Below are 22,469 nucleotides of genomic sequence, written 5' to 3'. Positions count from 1 at the left end.
CCCGCTGACCTTCTCGGTCCAGCGGGCTTCTCTTTGCGCGAAGACTTCAGTGAGCCACAGCCGCCTGCTCTTCCATCTTCTTGCGCAAACTCAACGGACGCATATCGGTCCAGGTTTCTTCGATGTAAGCCAGGCATTCCTTTTTCAAGCCACTCTTGCCCACGGTGCGCCAGCCCTCCGGCACGGCCTTGTAGTCGGGCCAGATCGAGTACTGCTCTTCGTGGTTGACCACGACCTGAAAGAGGATGTCCTCGCGGTCGAATACTGACGTCATGGTGTCTCTCCATCGCTGTAAGGGTGGGCTGCACTGCGTGCGCAGCCGTTATGTAGAAAGAACGTTGCGGGGCCCTGAAAATTTAGAGGCTGGCAGTGGCAGCAGCCATCGCCCGGCCAAAAATCTCCGCCACCCGATCGATTTCCGCAGCGGTAATCACCAGCGGTGGCAGGAAACGCACCACGCCGCCATGCCGACCGCCGAGCTCAAGAATCAACCCACGCTTGAGGCATTCACGCTGCACCAGCGGCGCCAGTCGAGCGAAGATCGGTGGATGTCCCTGCACGTCCGGCACGCCGGTCGGGTCAACCAGTTCGACGCCAAGCATCAAGCCACGACCGCGAATATCGCCCAATTGCGGGAAGTCCCGCTGAAGAATGCGCAGGTGTTCACTCAGGCGCTCGCCCATGGCGGCAGCGTGTTCGCAAACCTTGTGTTCGACCAGATAACGCATCACCGCGGAGCCCGCCGCCATGGCCATTTGGTTACCACGGAAGGTCCCGGCATGCGCGCCCGGCAACCAGGTGTCGAGCCAGTCGCGATACACCACCACCGCCAGCGGCAAGCTGCCGCCGATGGCCTTGGACATCACCACCACGTCCGGAATGATCCCGGCGTGCTCGAAAGCAAACATCTTGCCGGTGCGGGCGAAACCGCTCTGGATTTCGTCGACGATCAACGCCACACCCGCCTTTTCGGTGATGCGACGCAGGCCGCGCAACCAATCGAGATCGGCCGGGATCACCCCGCCCTCGCCCTGAACAGCCTCGACAATCACTGCCGCCGGCAATTGCACACCAGCCTCGGGATCGTTCAGCAGGTTTTCCAGGTAGTTCAGGTTGACCTGCACACCTTGCGCGCCGCCGAGGCCGAACGGGCAACGGTAATCGTAGGGGTACGGCATGAACTGCACGCCACTGCTGAGCAATGCGCCCAACGGTTTTTTCGGCCCCAGGCTGCCCATCAGGCTCAGCGCACCCTGGCTCATGCCGTGATAACCGCCCTGAAACGACAGCACAGTGCTGCGCCCGGTGGCGGTGCGCACCAATTTCAAAGCGGCTTCCACGGCGTCGGTGCCGGTCGGGCCGCAGAACTGGATTTTCGCTTGCGCAGCCAGGGCTGGCGGCAGCAGACCGAACAGGTCCTGGACGAATTGATCCTTGACCGGGGTGGTCAGGTCGAGGGTGTGCAACGGCAGTTCATCGGTCAGCACTTGCTGGATCGCTTCGATCACCACCGGATGGTTATGCCCCAGGGCCAGCGTTCCGGCGCCGGCCAGGCAGTCGATGAAGCTGCGGCCTTCGACGTCTTCGACATAAATGCCCTTCGCGCGCTTGAGTGCCAGGGGAATGCGTCGCGGGTAGCTGCGGGCATTCGACTCCTGCTGGCTCTGACGCGCCAGCAATGGCGATTCGTTGAACTGATAAAGCGTTTCGGCCGGCGCCGGAGCGATCCGGGCCGACTGATCTTCCATAAGGCTGGTAGCGACTGACATCTCTCGACCCCTCAATAAGGTTTTCCTGTTCTGGAAACGCATCAGGGCGCCGAGGATTTAGACCCTTGCCCGGCTTTCTATGAAGGCGGGGTCAGGCCCTTGTACATGGGGATGGCACGAAGCCCGGCTACGGTGAAGGTTTCAGCGCAAGGCTGATAACCCAGATGCCGGTAAAAGGCTTCACTGGTCCGTGTGCTATTGAGTCGAACCTGAGCCAACCCGTTATCGATCAGCCAGCTTTCAAGGTCGCGCACCAGCGCTTGCCCGACGCCACGACGAAACCATTCCGGCTGCACGTAACAGAAGGCAAGCTTGCCGCTGATCGCCGCCATCGCGACGCCGACCGGTTTGTCCTGCAACAGGGCGATGTTCAGGTACAGCCGTTGGTCGGTCAGCCACGGTTGAATGTGTTCGACGGTTTTGTTGTGGGTCCAGGTGGCGACGGTTTGCGGGTCATTGCGATGGTCGAGCGCGCAGCCGACGCGGATGGAACGCTCGACGATCCGGCTGATGATCCCAGCGTCGGCGGGGCTTGCCTTGCAGATGTGTATGGGGGCTTCCATGGCGCTGTAACCTCAATCCATTGAGAAAAAGCTGCCGGGGACGATAGCGCTGGTTGAGGCCGGATGGCTAATGGAGAGACGTTACATTTGATGAACAACACACCCCCTGTAGGAGCAGAGCTTGCTCGCGAAGACGTCCGTACATTCAACGTTGATGTTGACTGTACGGACGTCTTCGCGAGCAAGCTCTGCTCCTACAAGGATGTATGTCGTTTGTTAGACCGTTTGCAACGGCATCGTCAGCTCAACCCGCAAGCCATCCGGCCGGCTGTCGAAATGCAGCGTGCAGCCGCAACGCTGAACAATCGCCTGGACAATCGCCAACCCCAGACCGCAACCGGTGCTCTGTCCGTTGCGCCAGAAGCGTTGGGTCAGGTGTTGCATATCGTCCTCGGCAATGCCCGGTCCATGGTCGCGCACGACGAACTGCACGCGGTTGCCGGTGGTTGCCAGGCTCAGTTCTACCGCGCCGTCGTTCGGGGTATGGCGCAGCGCGTTGTCCAGCAGATTGCGCAGCGCGGCAATCGACAGCACGGCGGGCATTTGCACCGGCGCGTGGGAGAGCTTCGGCGGCAGCTTGAATTGGATCCGCTGACGATCACCACTGGCGGCATCCTGAATCGCCAGTTTCGCCACTTGCTCGGCGCTGCATTGCACACCGTCGTCGAACGACAGACTGCCCTCGACCCGTGCCAGCAATAACAATTGCTCAAGCGTGCGGTGCAGGCGGTCGGCGCCCTCTTCGGCCCGTGCCAGGGACTGATCCCGTGCCGCGCCATCGGTCATGCGTGCCACTTGCAGGTGGGTTTTGATGGCCGTCAGCGGGCTGCGCAGTTCGTGGGCCGCGTCGCCGGTCAGACGGCGTTCGCGCTCGATGGTCTTGCCGATGCGCTGGAACAGCTGGTTCTGAGTATCCAGCAACGGTTGCAACTCACTGGGCAACGGCTGAATCTGCAAGGGTTCCAGCGAGTCGGCGCTGCGTCGCATCAAGGCATCGCGCATACGGTTCAGCGGCGCCAGGCCCTGGCCGATCCCCAGCCACAGCAGGCACAGGCAACCGAGCAACGCCACGCCCACCGGCACCGACGCCGCGAGCAGGATCGACATGTTCAACGCTTCGCGCTCGATCTGCCGATCCGCCGTGGTGATGCGCAGATCGCCACGGGCCAGGGTGAAACTGCGCCACGGCGCGCCATCGATCATCTGATCGTGGAAGCCCATTTTCTCGGCTTGCAGTGTTTGTTGTGGATCGGTGTGGCTGCGGGCGAGGATTTCGCCGCGCAGCGAGCTGACCTGACACGCCATGCCGCCCGGAATGTTCAGTTGTTCCGCACTGAAATGGGTGCCCTCGCCCTTGGTCGGCAACGGCGGCAGTTGCTCCATCAGGCCGGCGACCATGCGCGCCGACGCCACCAGCCGCTGGTCGAGGGAAAACATCATCTGGTTGCGCAGGTCGCTGAGCATCCAGGCCGCTGCCAAGGCCCAGATCAGCGCAAATGCGGCGCCGAGCGTCAGGCTCAGGCGCAAACGCAGGCTCATCACTTTTTCACTTCCTCTCCATCATCGGCCGGCCCCAGGCGATAGCCCAGGCCGCGCACGGTCTCGACAATGCCATTACCCAGTTTGCGCCGCAGGTGATGGATATGCACGTTGAGGGCGTTGCTTTCCAGTTCGTCGTTGAACCCATAGACGCTGTCTTTCAACTGCTCGGTGGACAGCACCCGGCCACGGTTGTGCAGCAAGGCTTGCAACAGTGACTGTTCGCGACGGGAAAGGTCCACTGGCTGACCGCCAAGCATGGTTTCGCGGCTGCTCGGGTCGTACGTCAAGCGGCCATGTTCGATCAGGTTGACGCTGCGCCCCGCCACCCGTCGCAACAACGTGTGCAGGCGTGCGGCGAGTTCGCGCAGGTCGAACGGCTTGAGCAGGTAATCGTCGGCCCCCGCTTGCAGGCCGTCGACGCGGTCGGTCACCGAATCCCGGGCGGTGAGGATCAGCACCGGAATCTCCAGGCCATGATGGCGCAACTGCTGCAATAGCTTGAGCCCGTCTTCATCCGGCAGACCGAGGTCGAGCACCATCACGTCGAACTCGGCGACCTTGAGCATGGCCCGGGCCTTCGAGGCAGTGTTGACGTGCTCCACCGTCAGGCCCTGAGCAGTGAGGCCGGCGACAATGCCGCTGGCGATCAGCTCATCGTCTTCGCAAACCAGTACGTGCATGGTGAGACCTGTTGAAAAAAAGGTGATTAGGCCGGTGGCCGATTAAGCGGACATTATGCCGCAAGTGCCTTTGTCACAAGGCCGTCACGGTTAATCATCGGTTAATCGCCGCCCCACATTGTGCACCTCACTTGCACAGGGACAAGGCTTACCCAATGCGTCGATTGTTTTTGTTTTTTGCTCTCTTGATCTCGGGTCTGGCCCAGGCAGGGACCAATCCGTTCGAAACCAAACCTGAATTCCTGCCAGTGGAAAAAGCGTTCGTCTTCACGTCCGAGCGCCTTGAGTCGGGTGAAACGCAACTCTATTGGCAGATCACCGACGGTTATTACCTTTATCAGAAACGCCTTAAGTTCGATGGGTTGCCCGCTGAGCAGCATCCTGCGTTGCCCGAAGGCGAGTCTCACAGTGATGAATTTTTCGGTGAACAGCAGGTTTATCGCCAGGGCCTGGAGCTGAAGATCCCGGCGGGCGCGACCGGCCAGATCAAGGTCGGCTTCCAGGGCTGCGCCGATGCCGGATTGTGTTATCCGCCGCAAACCCAGGTCGTGGACCTGGGCGGCAGCGTTGTCGCTTCGGCGGCCAATGAAGCGCCGGATCAAGCCCTGGCCAGCAGCCTGCAACAACGGGCGTTGGGCTGGAGCTTGTTGGTGTTCTTCGGTCTGGGCCTGCTGCTGGCCTTCACCCCTTGCTCGTTGCCGATGCTGCCGATTCTGGCCGGAATGATTGTCGGCAGTGGCGCAACGCCCAAACGCGGATTTGCCTTGGCCACCAGCTATGTCGTGAGCATGGCGCTGGTGTATGCGGCGATGGGCGTTCTGGCGGCGCTGCTCGGCGCGAACTTGCAGGCACTGCTGCAAAACCCTTGGTTGCTGGGCAGTTTCGCCGCCGTGTTTGTGCTGCTGGCGTTGCCGATGTTCGGCTTCTTCGAGCTGCAACTGCCGGTCGCCGTGCGCGATCGGCTGGAGAACGTCTCGCGCAATCAGCGCGGTGGCAGCCTGATCGGCGCTGGTGTGCTGGGCGCGCTGTCCGGTCTGCTGGTCGGTCCGTGCATGACCGCCCCGCTGGCCGGCGCCCTGCTCTACATCGCGCAAAGCGGCAATGCGCTGCACGGCGGGTTGATTCTGTTTGCCATGGGCATCGGCATCGGCGTGCCGCTGCTGTTGCTGGTGACCGTCGGCAACCGCTTCCTGCCCAAACCCGGGGCCTGGATGAACCTGCTCAAAGGCGTGTTCGGCTTCCTGTTCCTCGCCACCGCGTTGTTGATGTTGCGGCCGGTACTGGATGAATCGCTGTGGATCGGTCTGTGCGGTGCGTTGTTGCTGATTGCCGCCTACAGCGCCTGGAAGCAGTCGCAAGGTTTCGGACGCGTCGCGCATCTGTTCGGAGCCAGCTCATTGTTGCTCGGCTTGTGGGGCAGTCTGTTGATGATCGGTGCGGCGGGCGGCAGTGATGACCTGTTGAAACCGCTGCAAGTCTATAGCGCTGCCAATGCGGGCAATGTCGCCCGTCCGGTCGGCCATGAGGCTTTCACCACCATCAAGGACCCCGCCGCTCTGCAACGGGAGCTCGATGCCGCACAAGCTCAGGGCCAATGGGTGCTGCTGGACTACTACGCCGACTGGTGTGTGTCGTGCAAGGTCATGGAAAAACAGGTGTTCGGCCAACCCCGCGTGCTCGACGCCTTGAGCGATGTGCGCTTGCTACGGCTGGACGTCACCGCCGACAATGCCGCCAGCCGCGAACTGCTTGGCCGCTATAAAGTGCCGGGGCCACCGAGTTTTCTGTGGATCGGCGCCGATGGCATCGAGCGTCGCAGCCAGCGCATCACCGGCGAGGTCGATGCCGACACCTTCCTGCAACGCTGGACCACCACCCGAGACGCCCGTTAATGCTGACTTTTACCCTCGGCACGTTTGCCATCGCGCTTAACCACTTGCTGCTGATCAGTGCCCTGGCGCTGGCGACGTTTGTCGGCTGGCGGGCGGCCAAGCGTGGCGGTGAAAATCCCGAGTCGGCGCTGTTCAGCCTGTTCCTGCTGGGCATGCTGGCGGCCCGAATCAGTTTCGTCGCGCTGTACTGGAAGCACTATCGCGACGATCCGTGGCAAGTCATCGACCTGCGCGACGGTGGCTTTCTCGCCTGGCCGGGTGTGATCGCGCTGCTGCTGGCCGCGGTGTATCGAGGCTGGCGTCGTCCGGGGTTGCGCCGTCCGCTGGGCTTTGGCGTGGCCAGTGGCCTGGCGTTCTGGCTGCTCGCGACATTCTCCCTGAGCATTTACGAACAAGGCACGCGCCTGCCGGAAATCACCCTGCGCAATGCCGCCGGTGAAACGGTGCAACTGGCCGATTACAAGGGCGGGCCGCTGGTGATCAATCTCTGGGCCACCTGGTGCCCGCCGTGTCGCCGGGAAATGCCGGTGCTGGAAAACGCTCAGCAACACCGACCGGACCTGACCTTCCTGTTCGTCAATCAGGCGGAAAGCATGCAAAGCGTCAGCACCTTTCTGGAAACCCAGGGCCTGAGCCTGTCCAACGTACTGTTCGACGGCAGCGGTCGATTGGGTCAGGCCGTCGGTTCGATGGCATTGCCGACTACGCTGTTCTATAGCCCTGACGGTCGCCTGCTGGGCAGTCACCTGGGCGAACTGTCGGACGCCAGCCTGGCCCGCGCCCTGGAAAACTTTGACACCCCGAACCCGGCCACACCGTCCACTTCTTCAAGGAAACTGCCATGCCCCGCCTCCGCCACCTGCTGACGCTGACCCTGGGCGCCGCCCTGCTGCACCTGCCGTCGGTACAGGCTGCCGAAGAATTGCCCGAAGCGATCAAGAAGATCGAAGCCAAGGGCGCGAAAATCGTCGGCCAGTTCGACGCGCCCGATGGCTTGCGCGGTTATGCCGCGCAGTACCAGAACCGTGGCATGGCGCTGTACCTGACGCCGGATGGCAAACATGTGTTGCTGGGCAATTTGTACGACGCCGACGGCAAAGACCTGAGCAGCGCGCCGTTGCAGAAACTGGTGTATGCGCCGATGGCCAAGGAAATCTGGGGCAAGATGGAAGCGAGCAACTGGATCGGTGACGGCAACAAGGATGCGCCGCGCGTGGTGTACCTGTTCAGCGATCCGAACTGCCCTTACTGCAACCTGTTCTGGGAACAGGCGCGGCCGTGGGTGAAGGCCGGCAAGGTGCAACTGCGGCACATCATGGTCGGCATCATTCGTGAAGACAGTCCGGGCAAATCCGCGGCATTGCTGGCCGCCAAAGATCCGCAAAAAGCCCTGCAAGACCACGAAGGGGCCGGCAAGGCCAGTACGCTCAAGGCGCTGAAAGACGTACCGCCGGCGATTCAGGCGAAACTGGCGGCGAACATGCAATTGATGGAAGACCTGGAATTGCAGGCCACTCCGGCGATTTTCTACATGGACGACAAGGGCGAGCTGCAACAGCAGCAAGGCGCGCCTTCGCCGGACAAGCTAGTGAAAATTCTCGGGCCGAAGTGAATTTTTCATACGACGTGTGGTGATCTCACCGACGCCATCGCTGGCAAGCCAGCTCCTACAGGGTTTGAATCGCTCACAAATGTTGCGGTCGACTCAAACCCTGTAGGAGCTGGCTTGCCGGCGATGGCGTCAGCATGACCTATTAATTTCTTTCAGCCAAAAACGCCAACAACACCTCGGTCACAAACGCCGGATTCTCCAGATTGGAGATATGCCCCGCCTCCGGCACCAGCACATACGGGCAACCGATCAACTCAGCCATTTCAATGGTTTCCGACGGTGGTCGCGGCTTGTCCTGATCACCACACATCACCAGCGTGGCCTCAGCATCCAGCTCGCCCAGTCGCGGCAACACATCATCGCGCCCAAATGTGATCCGCCCCATCGGCACGATACTTTCGCGCAGACGCTCTGGCTGTAGCGCAGCCAGTTTCGCGCGAAAATCCTGATACAGCGCCGACTGCGGGTCGATGCCCGGACGGAAGAAAATCGGCACGACGATGTCGAGCAGTTGCGGTGCAATCACGCCGCTGTCTTCGATCTGTTTGAACAGCGAGAAATAGTATTGGCGGGTGGGTTCAGGTTCGACGCCGACGTAAGTGTCCATCAGCACCAGGCCGTTGATCCGCTGTGGAACCGACAGCGCCAGACGCACGCCCCACATGCCACCGACGGAAAGACCGACCAGCGTGACACGGTCGATGTGCAGATGATCGAGCAAGGCCAGCGCCTGACGTGCAATGTCATCCAGCGATTGTGTGCCTTCGGGTAGCGAGCCTGACTCACCGTGGCCCCACAGGTCCAGGGCGATGACCCGGTATTGCTGCGACAGGGCGGCGATCTGCGGCGCCCACATGGCTTGGTCCCAGAGGTAGCTGCCGGCGAGCAATACGGCAGGGCCGGTGCCTTGATCGATGTAGTGAAGGGGTTGTCCGTCAATCGTAACGAAGGGCATCAAACTGTCTCCTCTGCCAAAAAGGGAGCGGGCAGACTGAGCCGGTACGACTGGACAGTCAACGCGGAAATTGTGACGACAGTTCTGGCGCCTTCGCTGGCAAGCCAGCTCCTACAGGTCCCGGTTGGTCACAACAATTGCGATCAACACAAAACTGTAGGAGCTGGCTTGCCAGCGATGAGGCCAGGACAGACGCTAGAGAATCAAAGCCCCTCCAACTCCGCCATCAAGTCATTCAACCGATCGACCTTGTCCTCGGTGATATCACTCACCGCCAACCCGTCGATGTACTCAGCCAATTCCTCCACCGTGCTGCACTCGAACATCGCCCGCAGCGGCACATCCCGTTGCAGCGATTTTTGCACCCGCGACGCAATCTGCGTCGCCAGCAGCGAATGCCCGCCCAACTCGAAGAAGTTGTCGCGCACACCGACCTTTTCGACCTTCAACACCTCGGCCCAGATACCCGCCAACGTCTGCTCCAGCTCATTGCGCGGCGCCTGATAATCCTGGCTCTGCAACTGGCCGATCTCCAGCGCCGGCAGTGCCTTGCGGTCCAGTTTGCCGTTGGCATTGAGCGGCATCCGCTCCAGCCACAACCAGTGCAGTGGCACCATGTATTCCGGCAGCTCGGCGCGCAAGCGTTGCTTGATGCGCTCCAGGCGTTCGGATGGATTGAGTGAAGAATCAGTCGCGACCAAATAGCCAACCAGATGCTTGCCGTTCACGCCTTCCTGCACACCAACCGCCGCTTCGCGCACCTCCGGTTGCTCATGCAGACGCGCTTCGATTTCACCTAGTTCGATGCGGTAGCCGCGAATCTTCACTTGATGGTCGATGCGCCCAACGTACTCCAGCACGCCGTCACTGCGACGACGGGCGAGGTCGCCGGTGCGATACAAACGATCGCCCGGCGCGCCAAACGGGTTCGGCACAAACACCTGCGCGGTACGCAACGGATCGCTGACATAACCGCGCCCGACGCCGGTGCCGGCCACGCACAGTTCGCCCACCGCACCCAACGGCACCAGGTCCAGCGCGCCATCGAGCAGGTACAAACGGTTGTTGTCGGTCGGCGTGCCAATCGGCAAATAGCTGCCGCGAGTCGAGGCCATGTCGACACGGAAGAACGCCACGTCGTCCGAACATTCCGCCGGCCCGTAGGCATTCACCAGCCCAATGTCCGGGTAGCGCAGCAACCATTGATGGGCGAGTTCCGGCGGCATCGCTTCACCGGTCGGCAGCATCCAGCGCAGGCCGTCGAGGCTCATGCGTTCCTGGGCGAGCATGCCCTGAATCAGCGACGGCACGCTTTCCAGCACGGTGATGCCCTGGGCCGACACATGCGCCAGCAAGCCTTGCGGATCGTGGGCAATGGTGTTCGGCACGATGTCCACCCGTGCACCGAACAACGGTGCGGCAAGGAACTGCCAGACCGAAATGTCGAAGCTTTGCGAAGCGGTCTGGGCGATCACATCGGCATCGCTGAGGTTCAGGTACGGCAGCTTGCTCAATTGGTTGTTGAGCATGCCGCTCTGTTCGACCATCACACCTTTGGGCAAGCCGGTCGAACCCGAGGTGTAGATCACGTAGGCAAGGTTGTCCGGGCCGCTGTAGATGCCCGGATTCGCCACCGACACTTCACTCGCCTGCACCTCCTCCCACACCAGCAACCGTGGCCGATTGGCGCAACCGAATTCCTCCAGCAACGCCACCGCCTGTTCGCGACAGGCCTGGGTGCAGACCAGCAACGGCGTACGGCTCAGGTCGATGATCCTGCTCAAGCGCTGACTTGGCAGCCCCGGATCCAGCGGCAGATAACCCGCACCGGCCTTGAAGCTGCCGATGATCATCCCGAGCAGATCGAGGTTACGTTCGGCCAGCAACGCCACCGGCTGATCCAGCCCGACACCGGCTGCCGTCAGCGCATGACCAAGACGGTTGCTGCGCTGGTTCAGTTCGGCGTAGCTGTGTTGCTGATCGAGGCAACTGGCGGCGATCCGTTGCGGATGCTGCGCAACCTGCGCTTCAAACAACGCAACGTAGCTCTGCTCCAACGGGTAATCGTGTTCGCTCTGGTTGCAGCCGTGGATCAGGAAATCCTGTTCCTCGGCACCCAGCAATGGCAAGTCCGCCATGTCGCCATGGAAACCTTCGACCAGTGCCAGCAACAGGCGCTTGAACTCACCGAGCATGCGCTCAACGGTCGACTCATCGAAATAACGCTGGTCGTAAGACAGGTGCAAGCCCAGGTCATCGCCCGGATAGCACACCGCCGTCAGCGGGAAGTTGGTGTGGGTGCGGCCCGAATCCGAGGTCGCGTTGAGGCTCTGTGCACGGTCCAGTACCGAGACTTCCACCGGCGCGTTTTCGAACACGAACAGGCTGTCGAACAGCGGTTGGCCCTTCGGCAATTCGCTGTTTTCCTGAATGCTCACCAGCGGCAGGTATTCGTACTCGCGCAGTTGCATGTTGCTGTCGAGCAAGCCGCTCAGCCACTGGCGAACGCTGCAACGCTGATCGTCTTCCGGCATCTTCACCCGCAGCGCGATGCTGTTGATGAACAGCCCGACGGTGCGTTGCATCTCCGGCATTTCCACCGGGCGCCCGGCCACCGTGACGCCGAACAGCACGTCGCGATCACCGCTCAAACGCCGCAGCACCAAGGCCCACGCCGCTTGGGCGAAGGTGTTGATGGTCAGCTGATGGGCCTGCGCCAGTTCACGCAGTTGCGCACCGTCGCGAGCATCAAGTCGGGTGTAGCGGTCGCCGACGATCATGCCGCCGCTGTCGCCGGCATGTTCACGCAGGAACGGCCGGTCGCTCGGGATCGGCGTGGTCCGTTCGAAGCCTTGCAGGTTGGTTTTCCACCACTGCCGCGCCTCGGCCAGGCTCTGGCGTTGCAGCCAGCCGATGTAGTCGCGGTAGCGCGGCGGCACAGCCAGTTGGGCTTCGCGACCTTCACCCAGCGCGGTGTAGATTTCGAAGAAATCGTTCATCAGCAACGAGCGGCACCAGGCATCGATGAGGATGTGGTGGTTGCTCATCATGAACCAGTAGCGCGCTTCGCCAACCTTGATCAAACGCAGGTGGAACGGTGCCTGATTAAGCAGATCGAACCCGGCTTCACGCTCGCTTTTCAGCAACGCCTGCAACTTGGGCTCTTGCTCGTCCTCGGCGATTGCCGTCCAGTCGAGGGACTCGATCGGCGTGCTGCCCGGCTTGTGGATAACCTGCAGCATGTCTTCACCAACGTTCCAGCAGAACGATGCACGCAAGGCTTCGTGACGGGCGATCACCGCTTGCCAGGCCTCGGCAAAACGTTGCGGATCGAGCGCGCTGTTGATGCGGTAGCGGTCCTGCATGTAGTAGAGGCCGGTGCCCGGTTCGAGCAAGGTGTGCAGCAGCATGCCTTCCTGCATCGGGGTCAGCGGGTAGACGTCTTCGATGGCAGCGGCCGGAATCGGCAGTGCATCGAGTTGCGGCTGGGTCAGTTTCGCCAGCGGGAAGTCCGACGGCGTCAGGCCGCCCGCCTCGTCACGCAGGCAATGCTGAATCAGGCTCTGCAATTCGCCGAGGTAGGCGTCCGCCAGTTCGCTGATGGTTTGCGGATCGTGGCGCTCGGCGCTGAAGGTCCAGCGCAGCACCAATTCGCCGCCGTAGACCTGACTGTCAACGCTCAGCTCGTTGGGCAGCGGCGCTTTCGGATCGTGGGCGGCACCGACCGGTTCATCCAGTGGACGGAACAACGCGTCCGCGCCAAAGCTCTGGTCGAACTGGCCGAGGTAGTTGAAGGTGATCGGCGCCACCGGCAACGCGGCCATGGCTTCGCGGCACAGGTCGTCGGCGAGGTAACGCAACACGCCATAGCCCAGGCCTTTGTGCGGCACGCCGCGCAGTTGTTCCTTGATCGCCTTGATCGAAGCGCCCTGGCCGGCGGCTTCTTCGATGTTCTGCGGGGTCAGGCGCAGCGGGTAGGCGCTGGTGAACCAGCCGACGGTGCGGGTCAGGTCGATCTCGTCGAACAGCGCCTCGCGACCGTGGCCTTCAAGTTGGATCAGCGCTGATTCATTACCGCTCCAGCGGCACAGCACGCGGGCCAATGCCGTCAGCAACAGGTCGTTGACCTGGGTGCGATAGGCGCTCGGTGCCTGTTGCAGCAACTGGCGAGTGAGCTCGCTGTCGAGGCGTACGCTGACGGTTTGCGCATGACGATTCTGCCGACCGCCCTCAGGGCGATCACACGGCAATTCGACGCTCGGCCCGGCCAGCTGCGACTGCCACCAGCCCAGTTCTTCACGCAGGGATTCGCTGCCGGCATACGCCCGCAAGCGGGCCGCCCAGTCCTTGAAGGCGCTGGTTTTCGCCGGCAGTTTCACCGACTGCCCAGCCGCCAGTTGGCGATACACCGTTTGCAGATCGTCCAGCAATACACGCCAGGAAACACCGTCCACCACCAAGTGATGGATCGCGAAGAACAGCCGTTGCTGGCCCTCGGGACCATCGACCAGCAGCACGCGCATCAACGGCCCCTGTTCGAGATCAAGGCTGCGCTGGGCATCGGCAAACAGCGCCGCGCATTTATCCATCGCCGGCACGCGCACTTGCCACAACACGGGGGCGCCTCCCACCTTCTGGTGCGCCGCCGTCCATGCGCCGCCGGCCTCGGTGAAGCGCAGGCGCAAGGCGTCGTGCTGTTCGATCACCGCCAGTAGCGCTTGCTCCAGGCGATGAGGTTCCAGCGCAACGGTCGGTTCCAGCAACAACGCCTGGTTCCAGTGCTGACGCTCGGGCATGTCGGTGTCGAAAAACCAATGCTGGATCGGGGTCAGACGCGATTCGCCGGTGAGCAAACCCTGCTCGGCCGTAACCTGCTCGGTGCGGCTGGCCACGGCGGCGAGTGTTTGAACAGTCTGGTGCTGGAACAGGTCACGCGGGCTGAAGTGAATGCCCTGCTGCCGCGCGCGGCTGACCACCTGGATCGACAGGATCGAGTCGCCACCCAGTTCGAAGAAGTTGTCGTTGAGACCGACCTGCGCGACGTTCAGCACTTCGCACCAGATCTGCGCCAACGTCAGTTCCAGCTCGTTGCTTGGCGCCACATAGTCCTGACGATTCAGCTCGGGGTCCGGCGCCGGCAGTGCACGGCGGTCGAGTTTGCCGTTGGCAGTCAGCGGCATGCTCGCCAGCAGGATCAGGTGCGTCGGCACCATGTATTCCGGCAATTGCGATTTCAGGTGAGCCTTGAGGGCTTCACGCAATTGGGCTTGTTGTGTTTCGTCCTGCTCAGCCACGTCGGTGACCAGATAGCCGACCAGTTGTTTGCCGCTTGGGGCGTCCAGTGCCAGGACCACGGCTTCACGGATCGATTCATGGTCCAGCAGACGGGTTTCGATCTCGCCCAGTTCGATGCGGAAACCGCGAATTTTCACTTGATGGTCGATGCGGCCGAGGTATTCCACCAGGCCGTCGGCGCGCTGCCGCACCAGGTCGCCGGTGCGATAAATCCGCCCGCCATCCGCTGCAAACGGGTTGGCCACGAAGCGTTCCGCCGTGATGCCCGGACGGTCGTGATAACCCTGGGCCAGACCGGCACCGCCGACGTACAACTCACCGGTTGCGCCTTGCGGCACCAGTGCCAGGTCGGCATCGAGAATGTAGGCCACACGAGCGCCAATGACGCTGCCGATCGGCACACTGCCCAGCCCTTCTTCAAGCTGCTGCGGTGCAAGACTGGCCAACGGCATGACCACGGTTTCCGTCGGGCCGTAGGCGTTGAAGAACAGGCTCGGTTTGAACGCCGCACGAATGCGCTGCAAGTGCTCGCCGGTCAGGGCTTCGCCGCCGGTGATGCACATGCGCACCGGCAAGGTTTCGCCCTGAGTCGCCAGCCACTGCGCCAGTTGGCTGCCGTAGCTTGGGGTAAAACCGAGGATGTTGATGTTGTGGCGACGGATCAATCCGCAGATTTCTTCTGCGTCCCACTGCCCTTGAGCACGCAAGACCACTTGCGCACCGCTCAACAACGGCACCAGCAGACGCTCGGTCGCGGCGTCGAAATTGATCGAATAGAAGTGCAGTTCGCAGTCGTCCGCACGCATGCCGAAACGCTCGATTACCGCGCGGCAGTGCATGGCGATTTCACCGTGGGACACCACCACGCCTTTCGGCTTGCCGGTGGAGCCGGAGGTGTAAATCAGGTACGCCTGATGCTGCGGCAGGCTGATGAACGGCAGCTCGGTGGCCGGGTAGTTGGCCAATTCGGCAGCGTCATCTTCGAGGCACCAGCGACTTACGGTTGTCGGCAGATCACCCAGGGCTTGGAACATCGCCGCATCGCTGAGCAACAAACCGATACCGCTGTCCTCGATCATGTAATGCAGGCGATCGAGCGGGTATTCCGGATCGAGCGGCACATAAGCGCCACCTGCCTTGAGGATCGCCAGCAGGCCGATGACCATTTCCAGCGACCGTTCAAGTGCCAGTCCAACGCGAACCTTTGGCCCGACACCCCGCTCGCGCAGCATCCAGGCCAGGCGATTGGCGCGGCTGTCGAGCTCGGTGTAGCTCAGGGTTTGCCCGGCGAATGTCAGCGCCGGCGCATCCTTGCGCACCAGCGCCTGTTCGCTGAACAGGTGATGAATGCACTGATCCAGTCGATGTTCACCCGGTTCGATGCCCAGGCTGTCGAGCAGCTTTTGCTGTTCCATGACTTCGAGCAACGGCAGTTCACTGAGGCGCTGTTGCGGATCGGCCAGCAACGCTTCCAGCAGATTACGCCAGTGCCCGGCCATGCGCGCAATGCGCGGTTCATCGAACAGGTCGGTGCTGTAAGTCAGGCAGCAACCCAACCGATGATCGAGGTCGGTGACTTCCAGATTGAGGTCGAATTTGGTCGCTCGCGCATCGTTCGCCAGGTATTCGACCGTCATGCCGGCCAGCGTGCGGCGCTGCTGGAATTCCCAACGCTGCACGTTGCACATCACCTGGAACAGCGGGTTGTACGCAGCGCTGCGCGGTGGCTGCAACGCTTCAACCAAATGATCGAACGGCAGGTCCTGATGGGACTGGCCTTCGATCACGGTGTGGCGCACCTGCTCGAACAGTTCGCCAACGGACATCTGCCCGTCGAGCTGGCAACGCAGCACTTGGGTGTTGAGGAACGCACCGATCAGCCCTTCGCTTTCCGGGCGAATGCGGTTGGCCACCGGCGCGCCGATGCGCAGGTCGGTCTGGCCGCTGTAGCGGTAAAGCAGCACGGCCAGCGCGGCGGTCATGGTCATGAACAGGGTCAGGCCGTTTTGCGCGTTGAAGGCGCGGACCCGTGCGGCGAGATCATCGCTCAGGTCGAAACGGAACAGCTCGCCCTGATGGCTTTGCACTGCTGGACGCGGACGGTCGGCGGGCAATTCCAGCAGCGGATGTTCGCGCCCCAGTTGCGCAGTCCAGTAGTCGAGCTGACGCTGGCGTTCGCCGGACTCCAGCCACTGGCGCTGCCAGACGCTGTAATCGAGGTATTGCACCGGCAGCGGCGCCAGTGGCGATTCGCGGTCATCGACGAATGCTTCGTAAAGCGCACTGAGTTCCCGGGCGAAAATGTCCATCGCCCAGCCTTCGGTGACGATGTGGTGCAGGGTCAGCACCAGGTAATGTTCCTGCTCGGCGGTCTTGACCAGGCAGGCGCGCAGCAGCGGGCCGGTTTCCAGATCGAAGGGCTGATGCGCTTCGCTGTCGGCCAGTGCCTGCACCCGCTGTTCGCGCAAGTCGGCGTCCAGCGCGGAAAAATCTTTCCAGTCCATGCGCATCCCGGTTTCCGGGTGCACGCGCTGTTGCGCCACGCCGTCGATGCTCGGGAACGTGGTGCGCAAGGTTTCGTGACGCATGATCAGCGCTTGCAACGCCGTCTCGAAGCGCCCGATGTCCAGCACCCCGCGAAACCGCGCCATGCCGCCGACGTTGTAGGCCGGGCTGTCCGGCTCCATCTGCCAAAGGAACCACATGCGCTGCTGGGAATAGGACAGCGGCACCGGTTGGCTGCGGTCGACCTTTTCAATCGGCGGTTGTTTGTTGGTGTTGCCGCTGGCCTGAATCCGTTGCACCTGCTCGGCGAACGCGCCCAGTTCACTGTTTTCAAATAACGCGCGCAGCGGCAATTCGACGTCGCAGGCCTGACGGGTGCGGGAGATGATTTGCGTGGCCAGCAGCGAGTGGCCGCCGAGGGCGAAGAAGTCGTCGCGCAGACCGATCTGCTTCAAGCCCAGCACTTCACGCCAGATCGCGGCGATCTGCTGTTCAAGCTCAGTGACCGGCTCAACGTGTTCGCGCACCTGCCATTGCGGTTCCGGCAAGGCGCGGCGGTCGAGTTTGCCGCTTGGGCTGAGGGGCATTTTGTCGAGACGCATCAACTGCGCCGGGACCATGTACTCCGGTAGCTCGGCCGCCAGCGCGGCTTTCAGGCGAGCGGTTTGAGTGTCTTCGGATTCACTGGTTTCGATGGCCGTGTAGTAACCGATCAACTGCCCGCCAGCGGCGGTTTCGCGCACCAGCACCACGGCTTGCGCGACACCGTCCTGCGCCAGCAGACGCGCTTCGATTTCTTCCGGTTCGACGCGGAAGCCACGCAGTTTGACCTGCTGATCGAGACGGCCGAGGTATTCGATCACGCCATCGGCAGTCCAACGCGCACGGTCGCCGGTGCGATACAAACGTGCCCCCTGCTCGCCCAGTGGATCGACGACAAAACGTTCAGCCGTCAGAGCCGGACGCCCCAGATACCCCCGGGCCAGACCGATGCCGCTGATGCACAACTCACCGGGCACACCAGCCGGCATCGGGTTGAGCTCGCTGTCGAGCACGCGGCAGATCACGTTGCCTAATGGACGGCCAATCGGCGAGCGCTCGCCATCGGCCGTGCGGCAATGCCAATGAGTGACGTTGATCGCCGTTTCAGTCGGACCATAACGGTTGTGCAGTTGCACGGCCGGCAGTTGCTCCAGCACGCGGTTGCGCAACTCGGCAGGCAAGGCTTCGCCGCCCGAGAACACACGACGCAGGCTGGTGCATTCGGCGGTGAGCGGCTCGTCGATGAACAACGAAAGCAGCGGCGGCACAAAGTGCAGCGTGGTCACCCCGTATTCCTGAACCAGTTGGGCAATGCGGTGCGGATCGCGATGCTCGCCGGGCGCGGCAATCAGCAAACGCGCCCCGGTGATCAGCGGCCAGAAGCATTCCCACACCGACACATCGAAACTGATCGGTGCCTTTTGCATCAGCACGTCGGTGTCGTTCAGGCGATAGGTGTTCTGCATCCATTGCAGGCGTTCGGCGAGGGCCGCATGGGTGTTGCCGACGCCCTTCGGCTGGCCGGTGGAACCGGAGGTGTAAATCACATACGCGAGGTTGTCGCCGTGCAGATGCAGGCCCGGCGCCTGGCTCGGCCAGCTCTCCAGGTGCAGCGCATCCATGGCGATTACGCTGACGCCATCGGTGGCCGGCAGCCGGTCGAGCAATTCGGTTTGGGTCAGGAGCAATTCGACGCCGCTGTCGCTGAGCATGTACGCCAGGCGTTCGGCCGGATAATCCGGGTCCAGCGGCACGTAGGCACCACCGGCCTTGATGATCGCCAACAGGCCGATCAACAGTTGCGGCGAACGCTCGGCGGCGATGGACACGCAAACGTCCGGGCCGACGCCTTTGTCGCGCAGGTAATGCGCGAGGCGGTTGGCCTGGACGTGCAGTTCGGCGAAGTCCAGGCTGCCGCCGTCCCACAGCAGCGCGGTGCGCTCCGGGGTCAGGCGTGCCTGTTCGTTCAGCAGTTCCGGTAGCCATTGGCTGGCCGGTGTGCACGGTGCGACGCTCCACGAGGCTTGCTGATCGCGCTCGCTCGCGGTCAACAGTTGCAGGTCGCCGACGGTGGTGGTCGGCTGCTCGCAAATGACCCGCAGCAGGTTGCAGAAATGCTCGGCCAGGCGCTCGATGGTGGTGGTGTCAAACAGCTCGCTGGCGTAGTCGAACGACAGGCTCAGGCGACCGTTACGGTCTTCCTCGCTGTGCAATTGCAAGTCGAACTTGGCTTCGCGGCTGTGCCACGGCAGTTCTTCGGCGAGCAACCCAGGCAAGCGACGCAGTGCGCTCAGGTCCCGTTGCTGATGGTTGAACATGACCTGGAACAAGCCTTGTTCGCGGGCCTGCGGGAACGCTTCCAGCAGCTGCTCGAACGGCAAGTCCTGATGCGCCTGGGCGCCCAAGGCCGCCTGGCGGGTTTGCGCCAACAGTTCAACAAATGGCAACCGCGAATCCACCTCGGCGCGCAGCACCTGGGTGTTGATGAAGAAGCCGATCAGGCCCTGGGTTTCCAGGCGTGGACGGTTGGCGTTCGGCACGCCAACGCGGATGTCGGTTTGGCCACTGTAGCGGTGCAGCAGGCTCTGGAACGCCGTAAGCAACAGCATGAAAGACGTGGCCTCGTGGGCCTGGGCAGTCTGGCGAATCGCCTCGCTGAGGGGCGCGGCCAAACGCACGGTGTGGCGCGCGGCGCTGTGACGGTGTTGCGCCGAACGCGGGTGATCGGTGGCCAGGTTCAGGGTCGGATGCTCATCACCCAACTGCGTTTTCCAGTAGGCCAGTTGCCGCTCGCCCTCACCTTGCGCCAGCCATTGACGCTGCCAGCTGCCATAGTCGGCGTACTGGGTCGGCAATGGCGCGAGCGATGCCGTTTGCCCTTGGGACGCAGCGGCATACAGGCGCGAGAATTCGTCGATCAGCACGTTCAGCGACCAACCATCGGCAATGATGTGGTGCAGCGTCACCAGCAACTGGTGATCCTCATCATCGAGGCGCACCAGCGTCACCCACAGCAGCGGCCCCTTTTCCAGGTCGAACTGGGTGTGCGCTTCGTCCTCGCGGATTTGCTGCGCGCGAGCTTCACGCTCGGCGACGGGCAAATCGCTGATGTCGATCTGTTGCAGGTTGAATTCGCCAGCGGCAATGACCTGTTGCAGCGCCACGCCGTCACGTTCGAAGAAGCGCGTGCGCAGGGATTCGTGGCGTTCGATCAGGTGCTGGAAGCTGGCGCGCAGGGCGTCTTCATCCAGCTCGCCACACAAACGCAAGGCGCCGGGAATGTTGTAGGCGCTGCTTTGCGGATCGAGCTGCCAGGTAATCCACAAACGGTTTTGTGCGAGGGATTGCGGCATCGCTTCGCTGCGCGACAGCGTGCTGATCGCGCCTTGGGCCAGGCCGCCATCCTGTTGTTGCTGCGCGACCACGGCGGTAAATGCACCGAGGGTCGGCGCTTCGAACAGCAGGCGCAGGTTCAGCTCCAGACCCAGTTCTTCACGCAAACGAGCAACCACTTGAGTGGCGGCGATGGAGTTGCCGCCGAGCAGGAAGAAGTGGTCATCGGCGCTGACCTGTTTCACCTGCAACTGCTCGGCCCAGATCTCGCCGATCAGGCTTTGCAGCTCGGAACCCGACTCGGTTTTGGTCTGGTTTTCAGGGGCCGCCGACGGGAACAGTGCGTAGCTGTCGAGGCTGCCATCCGCCAGCCGATTACGGCACGCCGAACGTTGCAGTTTGCCGCTGGACGTCTTGGGCAATGCGCCCGGATTGAGCAACACCACCACGCTCGGTGCTTCCTGATACGCCTCGGCCACCGCCTGGCGGATGGCTTTGATCAGCGCCTCGGGCGGCAGGATTTTCTGCACGCTGCGGCTGATTTCTGCGGCGATGCCGATGCCTTCCTGACCGTCGATGCTCACGGCGAACGCGGCGACGCGACCTTTGCGCACCACTTCCACCTCACGCTCGATGGTCTGCTCGATGTCCTGCGGGTACAGGTTGTGACCGCGAACGATCAGCATGTCTTTCAGGCGACCGGTGATGAACAGCTCGCCGTTGCGCATGAAACCCAGGTCGCCGGTGCGCAGCCAGGTTTTGCCGGCGTGTTGAACGAAGGTCTTGGCGCTGGCCTCGGGGTTGCGCCAGTAGCCATGGGCGATGCTCGGCCCGGTGGCCCAGACTTCGCCGACCGCGTTGTCGGCCAGTTCGGTTAGCGCCAATGGATCGATAATCAGCACCGCGTGATCCGGCTGGCTGATGCCGCAACTCATGATCGCGCTCCCCTCACCCACTTCGGCACGGTTTTGCGCCAACGCCTGATCATCCACGCGCAGGTTGCCGATGCCTTGGCCACGGGGTGTACCGGCGACGAACAACGTGGCCTCGGCCAAGCCGTAAGACGCCATGAAACTGTCCGGGGTGAAACCACAGGTCGCGAACTTCTCGGCGAAACGGTCGAGGGTGTCGAGGCGAATCGGTTCGGAACCGGAATACGCCACGCGCCAGCCGCTGAGGTCGAGGCGTTCCAGCGCCGATTCGCTGACACGTTCGCTGCACAGGCGATAGGCAAAATCCGGCCCGCCGCTGATGGTGCCGCCGTACTCGCTGATCGCTTCGAGCCAGCGCAGCGGTCGACCGAGGAAGTACGCCGGCGACATCAACACGCACGGCACGCCGCTGAAAATCGGCTGCAACAAACCGCCGATCAAACCCATGTCGTGGTACAGCGGCAGCCAGCTGACGATCACGTCGTCAGGGTTCAGGTCGATGCCGAAACCGTGACGAATCAGCAACTCATTGGCGACCAGGTTGCCATGGCTGACTTGCACGCCTTTTGGTAACGCGGTGGAGCCCGAGGTGTATTGCAGGAAGGCAATGTGGTCGCCTTCGAGATTCGGTTCAGTCCACTTTGCGGCCAGTGCACTGTCGAGGGTGTCGACGCACAGCAGCGGCGGCGCGCCTTCGATTTGCAGCAACGCATCGCGCAGGCCGGCGCTGGTCAGCAGCAGGCGCGGTTCGGCGTCGCTGATGATCGACAGCAGGCGCTCCTGATGATGACGCTTCGCCGACTCCGGCGGATAAGCCGGCACCGCGATCACGCCCGCATACAGGCAACCAAAAAACGCCGCGACGTAATCCGGACCGCTGGGAAACAGCAGCACCGCGCGATCACCAAAATCAGTTTCGGCCTGCAACGCGCCGGCAATGGTGCGCGCCCGCTGATCCAGTTCGCGATAACTGAGCACCACCGTCTGATCCGGGGTTTCGGCGAGAAAACGCAAGGCCACCCGATCCGGCGTCAGGGCCGCGCGGCGCTGAAGGGCTTGGACCAGTGTGCCAGGTATTTTGAACGCGTCGGTCATGAGGTTTCCTGCCTGAATTCGGCTTGCAAGTGGAATCGGTTTTCTGCTTTCACGCCCCTTCAGGGGCATGCAGGACGCGGTCTTCGCCGACCGCGCGAGGCATTGGGAATGCTGTTTTGGCCGGGGCTTGCGCCCGGAGCCATTCACCAATGAGAACGGATGACGTCTTGAAATAATTAGTCGGCAGGCTTGATCGCCAACGGGGGCTGAGTGCGGCAGCGTGTCGCAGTTCTCACTGCGCACCTCAGAGAAGG

10 protein-coding genes are annotated in these 22,469 nt (G+C 62.4%); 3 read left to right on the top strand and 7 right to left on the bottom strand.

The genetic code is table 11. The features are described from left to right. Positions 1 to 46: 46 nt before the first annotated feature. The 5 genes from ACYZUC_RS28870 to ACYZUC_RS28850 form a co-directional block, all read right to left on the bottom strand. The gene (locus ACYZUC_RS28870) at positions 47 to 274 is read right to left on the bottom strand and encodes an MbtH family protein (protein WP_008033724.1); all 228 of its coding nucleotides are present in this window, start codon (positions 272 to 274) and stop codon (positions 47 to 49) included. An 82-nt stretch (positions 275 to 356) separates the two neighbouring features. Beyond that, positions 357 to 1,769: a diaminobutyrate--2-oxoglutarate transaminase gene (locus ACYZUC_RS28865; protein WP_461991999.1), complete on the bottom strand. Its 1,413-nt coding sequence runs from the start codon at positions 1,767 to 1,769 to the stop codon at positions 357 to 359. Positions 1,770 to 1,846: 77 nt separating this feature from the next. After that, on the bottom strand, positions 1,847 to 2,332 hold the full coding sequence (locus ACYZUC_RS28860) for a GNAT family N-acetyltransferase (RefSeq protein WP_461991997.1): 486 nt from the start codon (positions 2,330 to 2,332) through the stop codon (positions 1,847 to 1,849). A 216-nt stretch (positions 2,333 to 2,548) separates the two neighbouring features. Next, positions 2,549 to 3,874 carry an ATP-binding protein gene (locus ACYZUC_RS28855; protein ID WP_461991995.1) on the bottom strand — a complete coding sequence of 442 codons (1,326 nt, stop codon included), beginning with the start codon at positions 3,872 to 3,874 and terminating at the stop codon, positions 2,549 to 2,551. After that, positions 3,871 to 4,554, bottom strand: a complete 684-nt coding sequence (locus tag ACYZUC_RS28850; RefSeq protein WP_008033711.1) for a response regulator — start codon at positions 4,552 to 4,554, stop codon at positions 3,871 to 3,873. The genes ACYZUC_RS28855 and ACYZUC_RS28850 overlap by 4 nt, the downstream gene beginning before the upstream one ends. A gap of 155 nt (positions 4,555 to 4,709) precedes the next feature. Between ACYZUC_RS28850 and dsbD the strand changes: the two genes are divergently transcribed. The 3 genes from dsbD to dsbG are packed head-to-tail and all read left to right on the top strand — an operon-like array spanning position 4,710 to position 8,058. Further along, positions 4,710 to 6,446, top strand: a complete 1,737-nt coding sequence (gene dsbD / locus ACYZUC_RS28845; protein ID WP_461991993.1) for a protein-disulfide reductase DsbD — start codon at positions 4,710 to 4,712, stop codon at positions 6,444 to 6,446. Beyond that, positions 6,446 to 7,312 carry a TlpA family protein disulfide reductase gene (locus ACYZUC_RS28840; RefSeq protein ID WP_461991991.1) on the top strand — a complete coding sequence of 289 codons (867 nt, stop codon included), beginning with the start codon at positions 6,446 to 6,448 and terminating at the stop codon, positions 7,310 to 7,312. The genes dsbD and ACYZUC_RS28840 overlap by 1 nt, the downstream gene beginning before the upstream one ends. Continuing rightward, the gene (gene dsbG / locus ACYZUC_RS28835; RefSeq protein ID WP_461991989.1) at positions 7,288 to 8,058 is read left to right on the top strand and encodes a thiol:disulfide interchange protein DsbG; all 771 of its coding nucleotides are present in this window, start codon (positions 7,288 to 7,290) and stop codon (positions 8,056 to 8,058) included. The genes ACYZUC_RS28840 and dsbG overlap by 25 nt, the downstream gene beginning before the upstream one ends. A 142-nt stretch (positions 8,059 to 8,200) precedes the next feature. Here the strand turns inward: dsbG and ACYZUC_RS28830 are convergent, their stop codons facing one another. Continuing rightward, a complete protein-coding gene (locus tag ACYZUC_RS28830; RefSeq protein ID WP_461991987.1) occupies positions 8,201 to 9,013 on the bottom strand; it encodes an alpha/beta fold hydrolase in 813 nt (270 codons plus the stop codon). Between the two features lie 203 nt (positions 9,014 to 9,216). Next, a complete protein-coding gene (locus ACYZUC_RS28825) occupies positions 9,217 to 22,215 on the bottom strand; it encodes a non-ribosomal peptide synthetase (RefSeq protein ID WP_461991985.1) in 12,999 nt (4,332 codons plus the stop codon). Positions 22,216 to 22,469: the final 254 nt, after the last annotated feature.

The organism is Pseudomonas sp. GT1P32 (assembly GCF_054897805.1).
Note: the sequence above shows the minus strand (reverse complement) of the source record. Positions and strands in the feature narration are given on the sequence as shown.

Excerpts from the sequence above, each read along its gene's own strand:
- ACYZUC_RS28860 (WP_461991997.1), bottom strand. The coding sequence starts at position 2,332 with ATGGAAGCCCCCATACACATCTGCAAGGCAAGCCCCGCCGACGCTGGG.
- ACYZUC_RS28850 (WP_008033711.1), bottom strand. The coding sequence starts at position 4,554 with ATGCACGTACTGGTTTGCGAAGACGATGAGCTGATCGCCAGCGGCATT.
- ACYZUC_RS28840 (WP_461991991.1), top strand. The coding sequence starts at position 6,446 with ATGCTGACTTTTACCCTCGGCACGTTTGCCATCGCGCTTAACCACTTG.
- ACYZUC_RS28865 (WP_461991999.1), bottom strand. The coding sequence starts at position 1,769 with ATGTCAGTCGCTACCAGCCTTATGGAAGATCAGTCGGCCCGGATCGCT.
- dsbG (WP_461991989.1), top strand. The coding sequence starts at position 7,288 with ATGCCCCGCCTCCGCCACCTGCTGACGCTGACCCTGGGCGCCGCCCTG.
- ACYZUC_RS28825 (WP_461991985.1), bottom strand. The coding sequence starts at position 22,215 with ATGACCGACGCGTTCAAAATACCTGGCACACTGGTCCAAGCCCTTCAG.
- ACYZUC_RS28870 (WP_008033724.1), bottom strand. The coding sequence starts at position 274 with ATGACGTCAGTATTCGACCGCGAGGACATCCTCTTTCAGGTCGTGGTC.
- dsbD (WP_461991993.1), top strand. The coding sequence starts at position 4,710 with ATGCGTCGATTGTTTTTGTTTTTTGCTCTCTTGATCTCGGGTCTGGCC.
- ACYZUC_RS28830 (WP_461991987.1), bottom strand. The coding sequence starts at position 9,013 with ATGCCCTTCGTTACGATTGACGGACAACCCCTTCACTACATCGATCAA.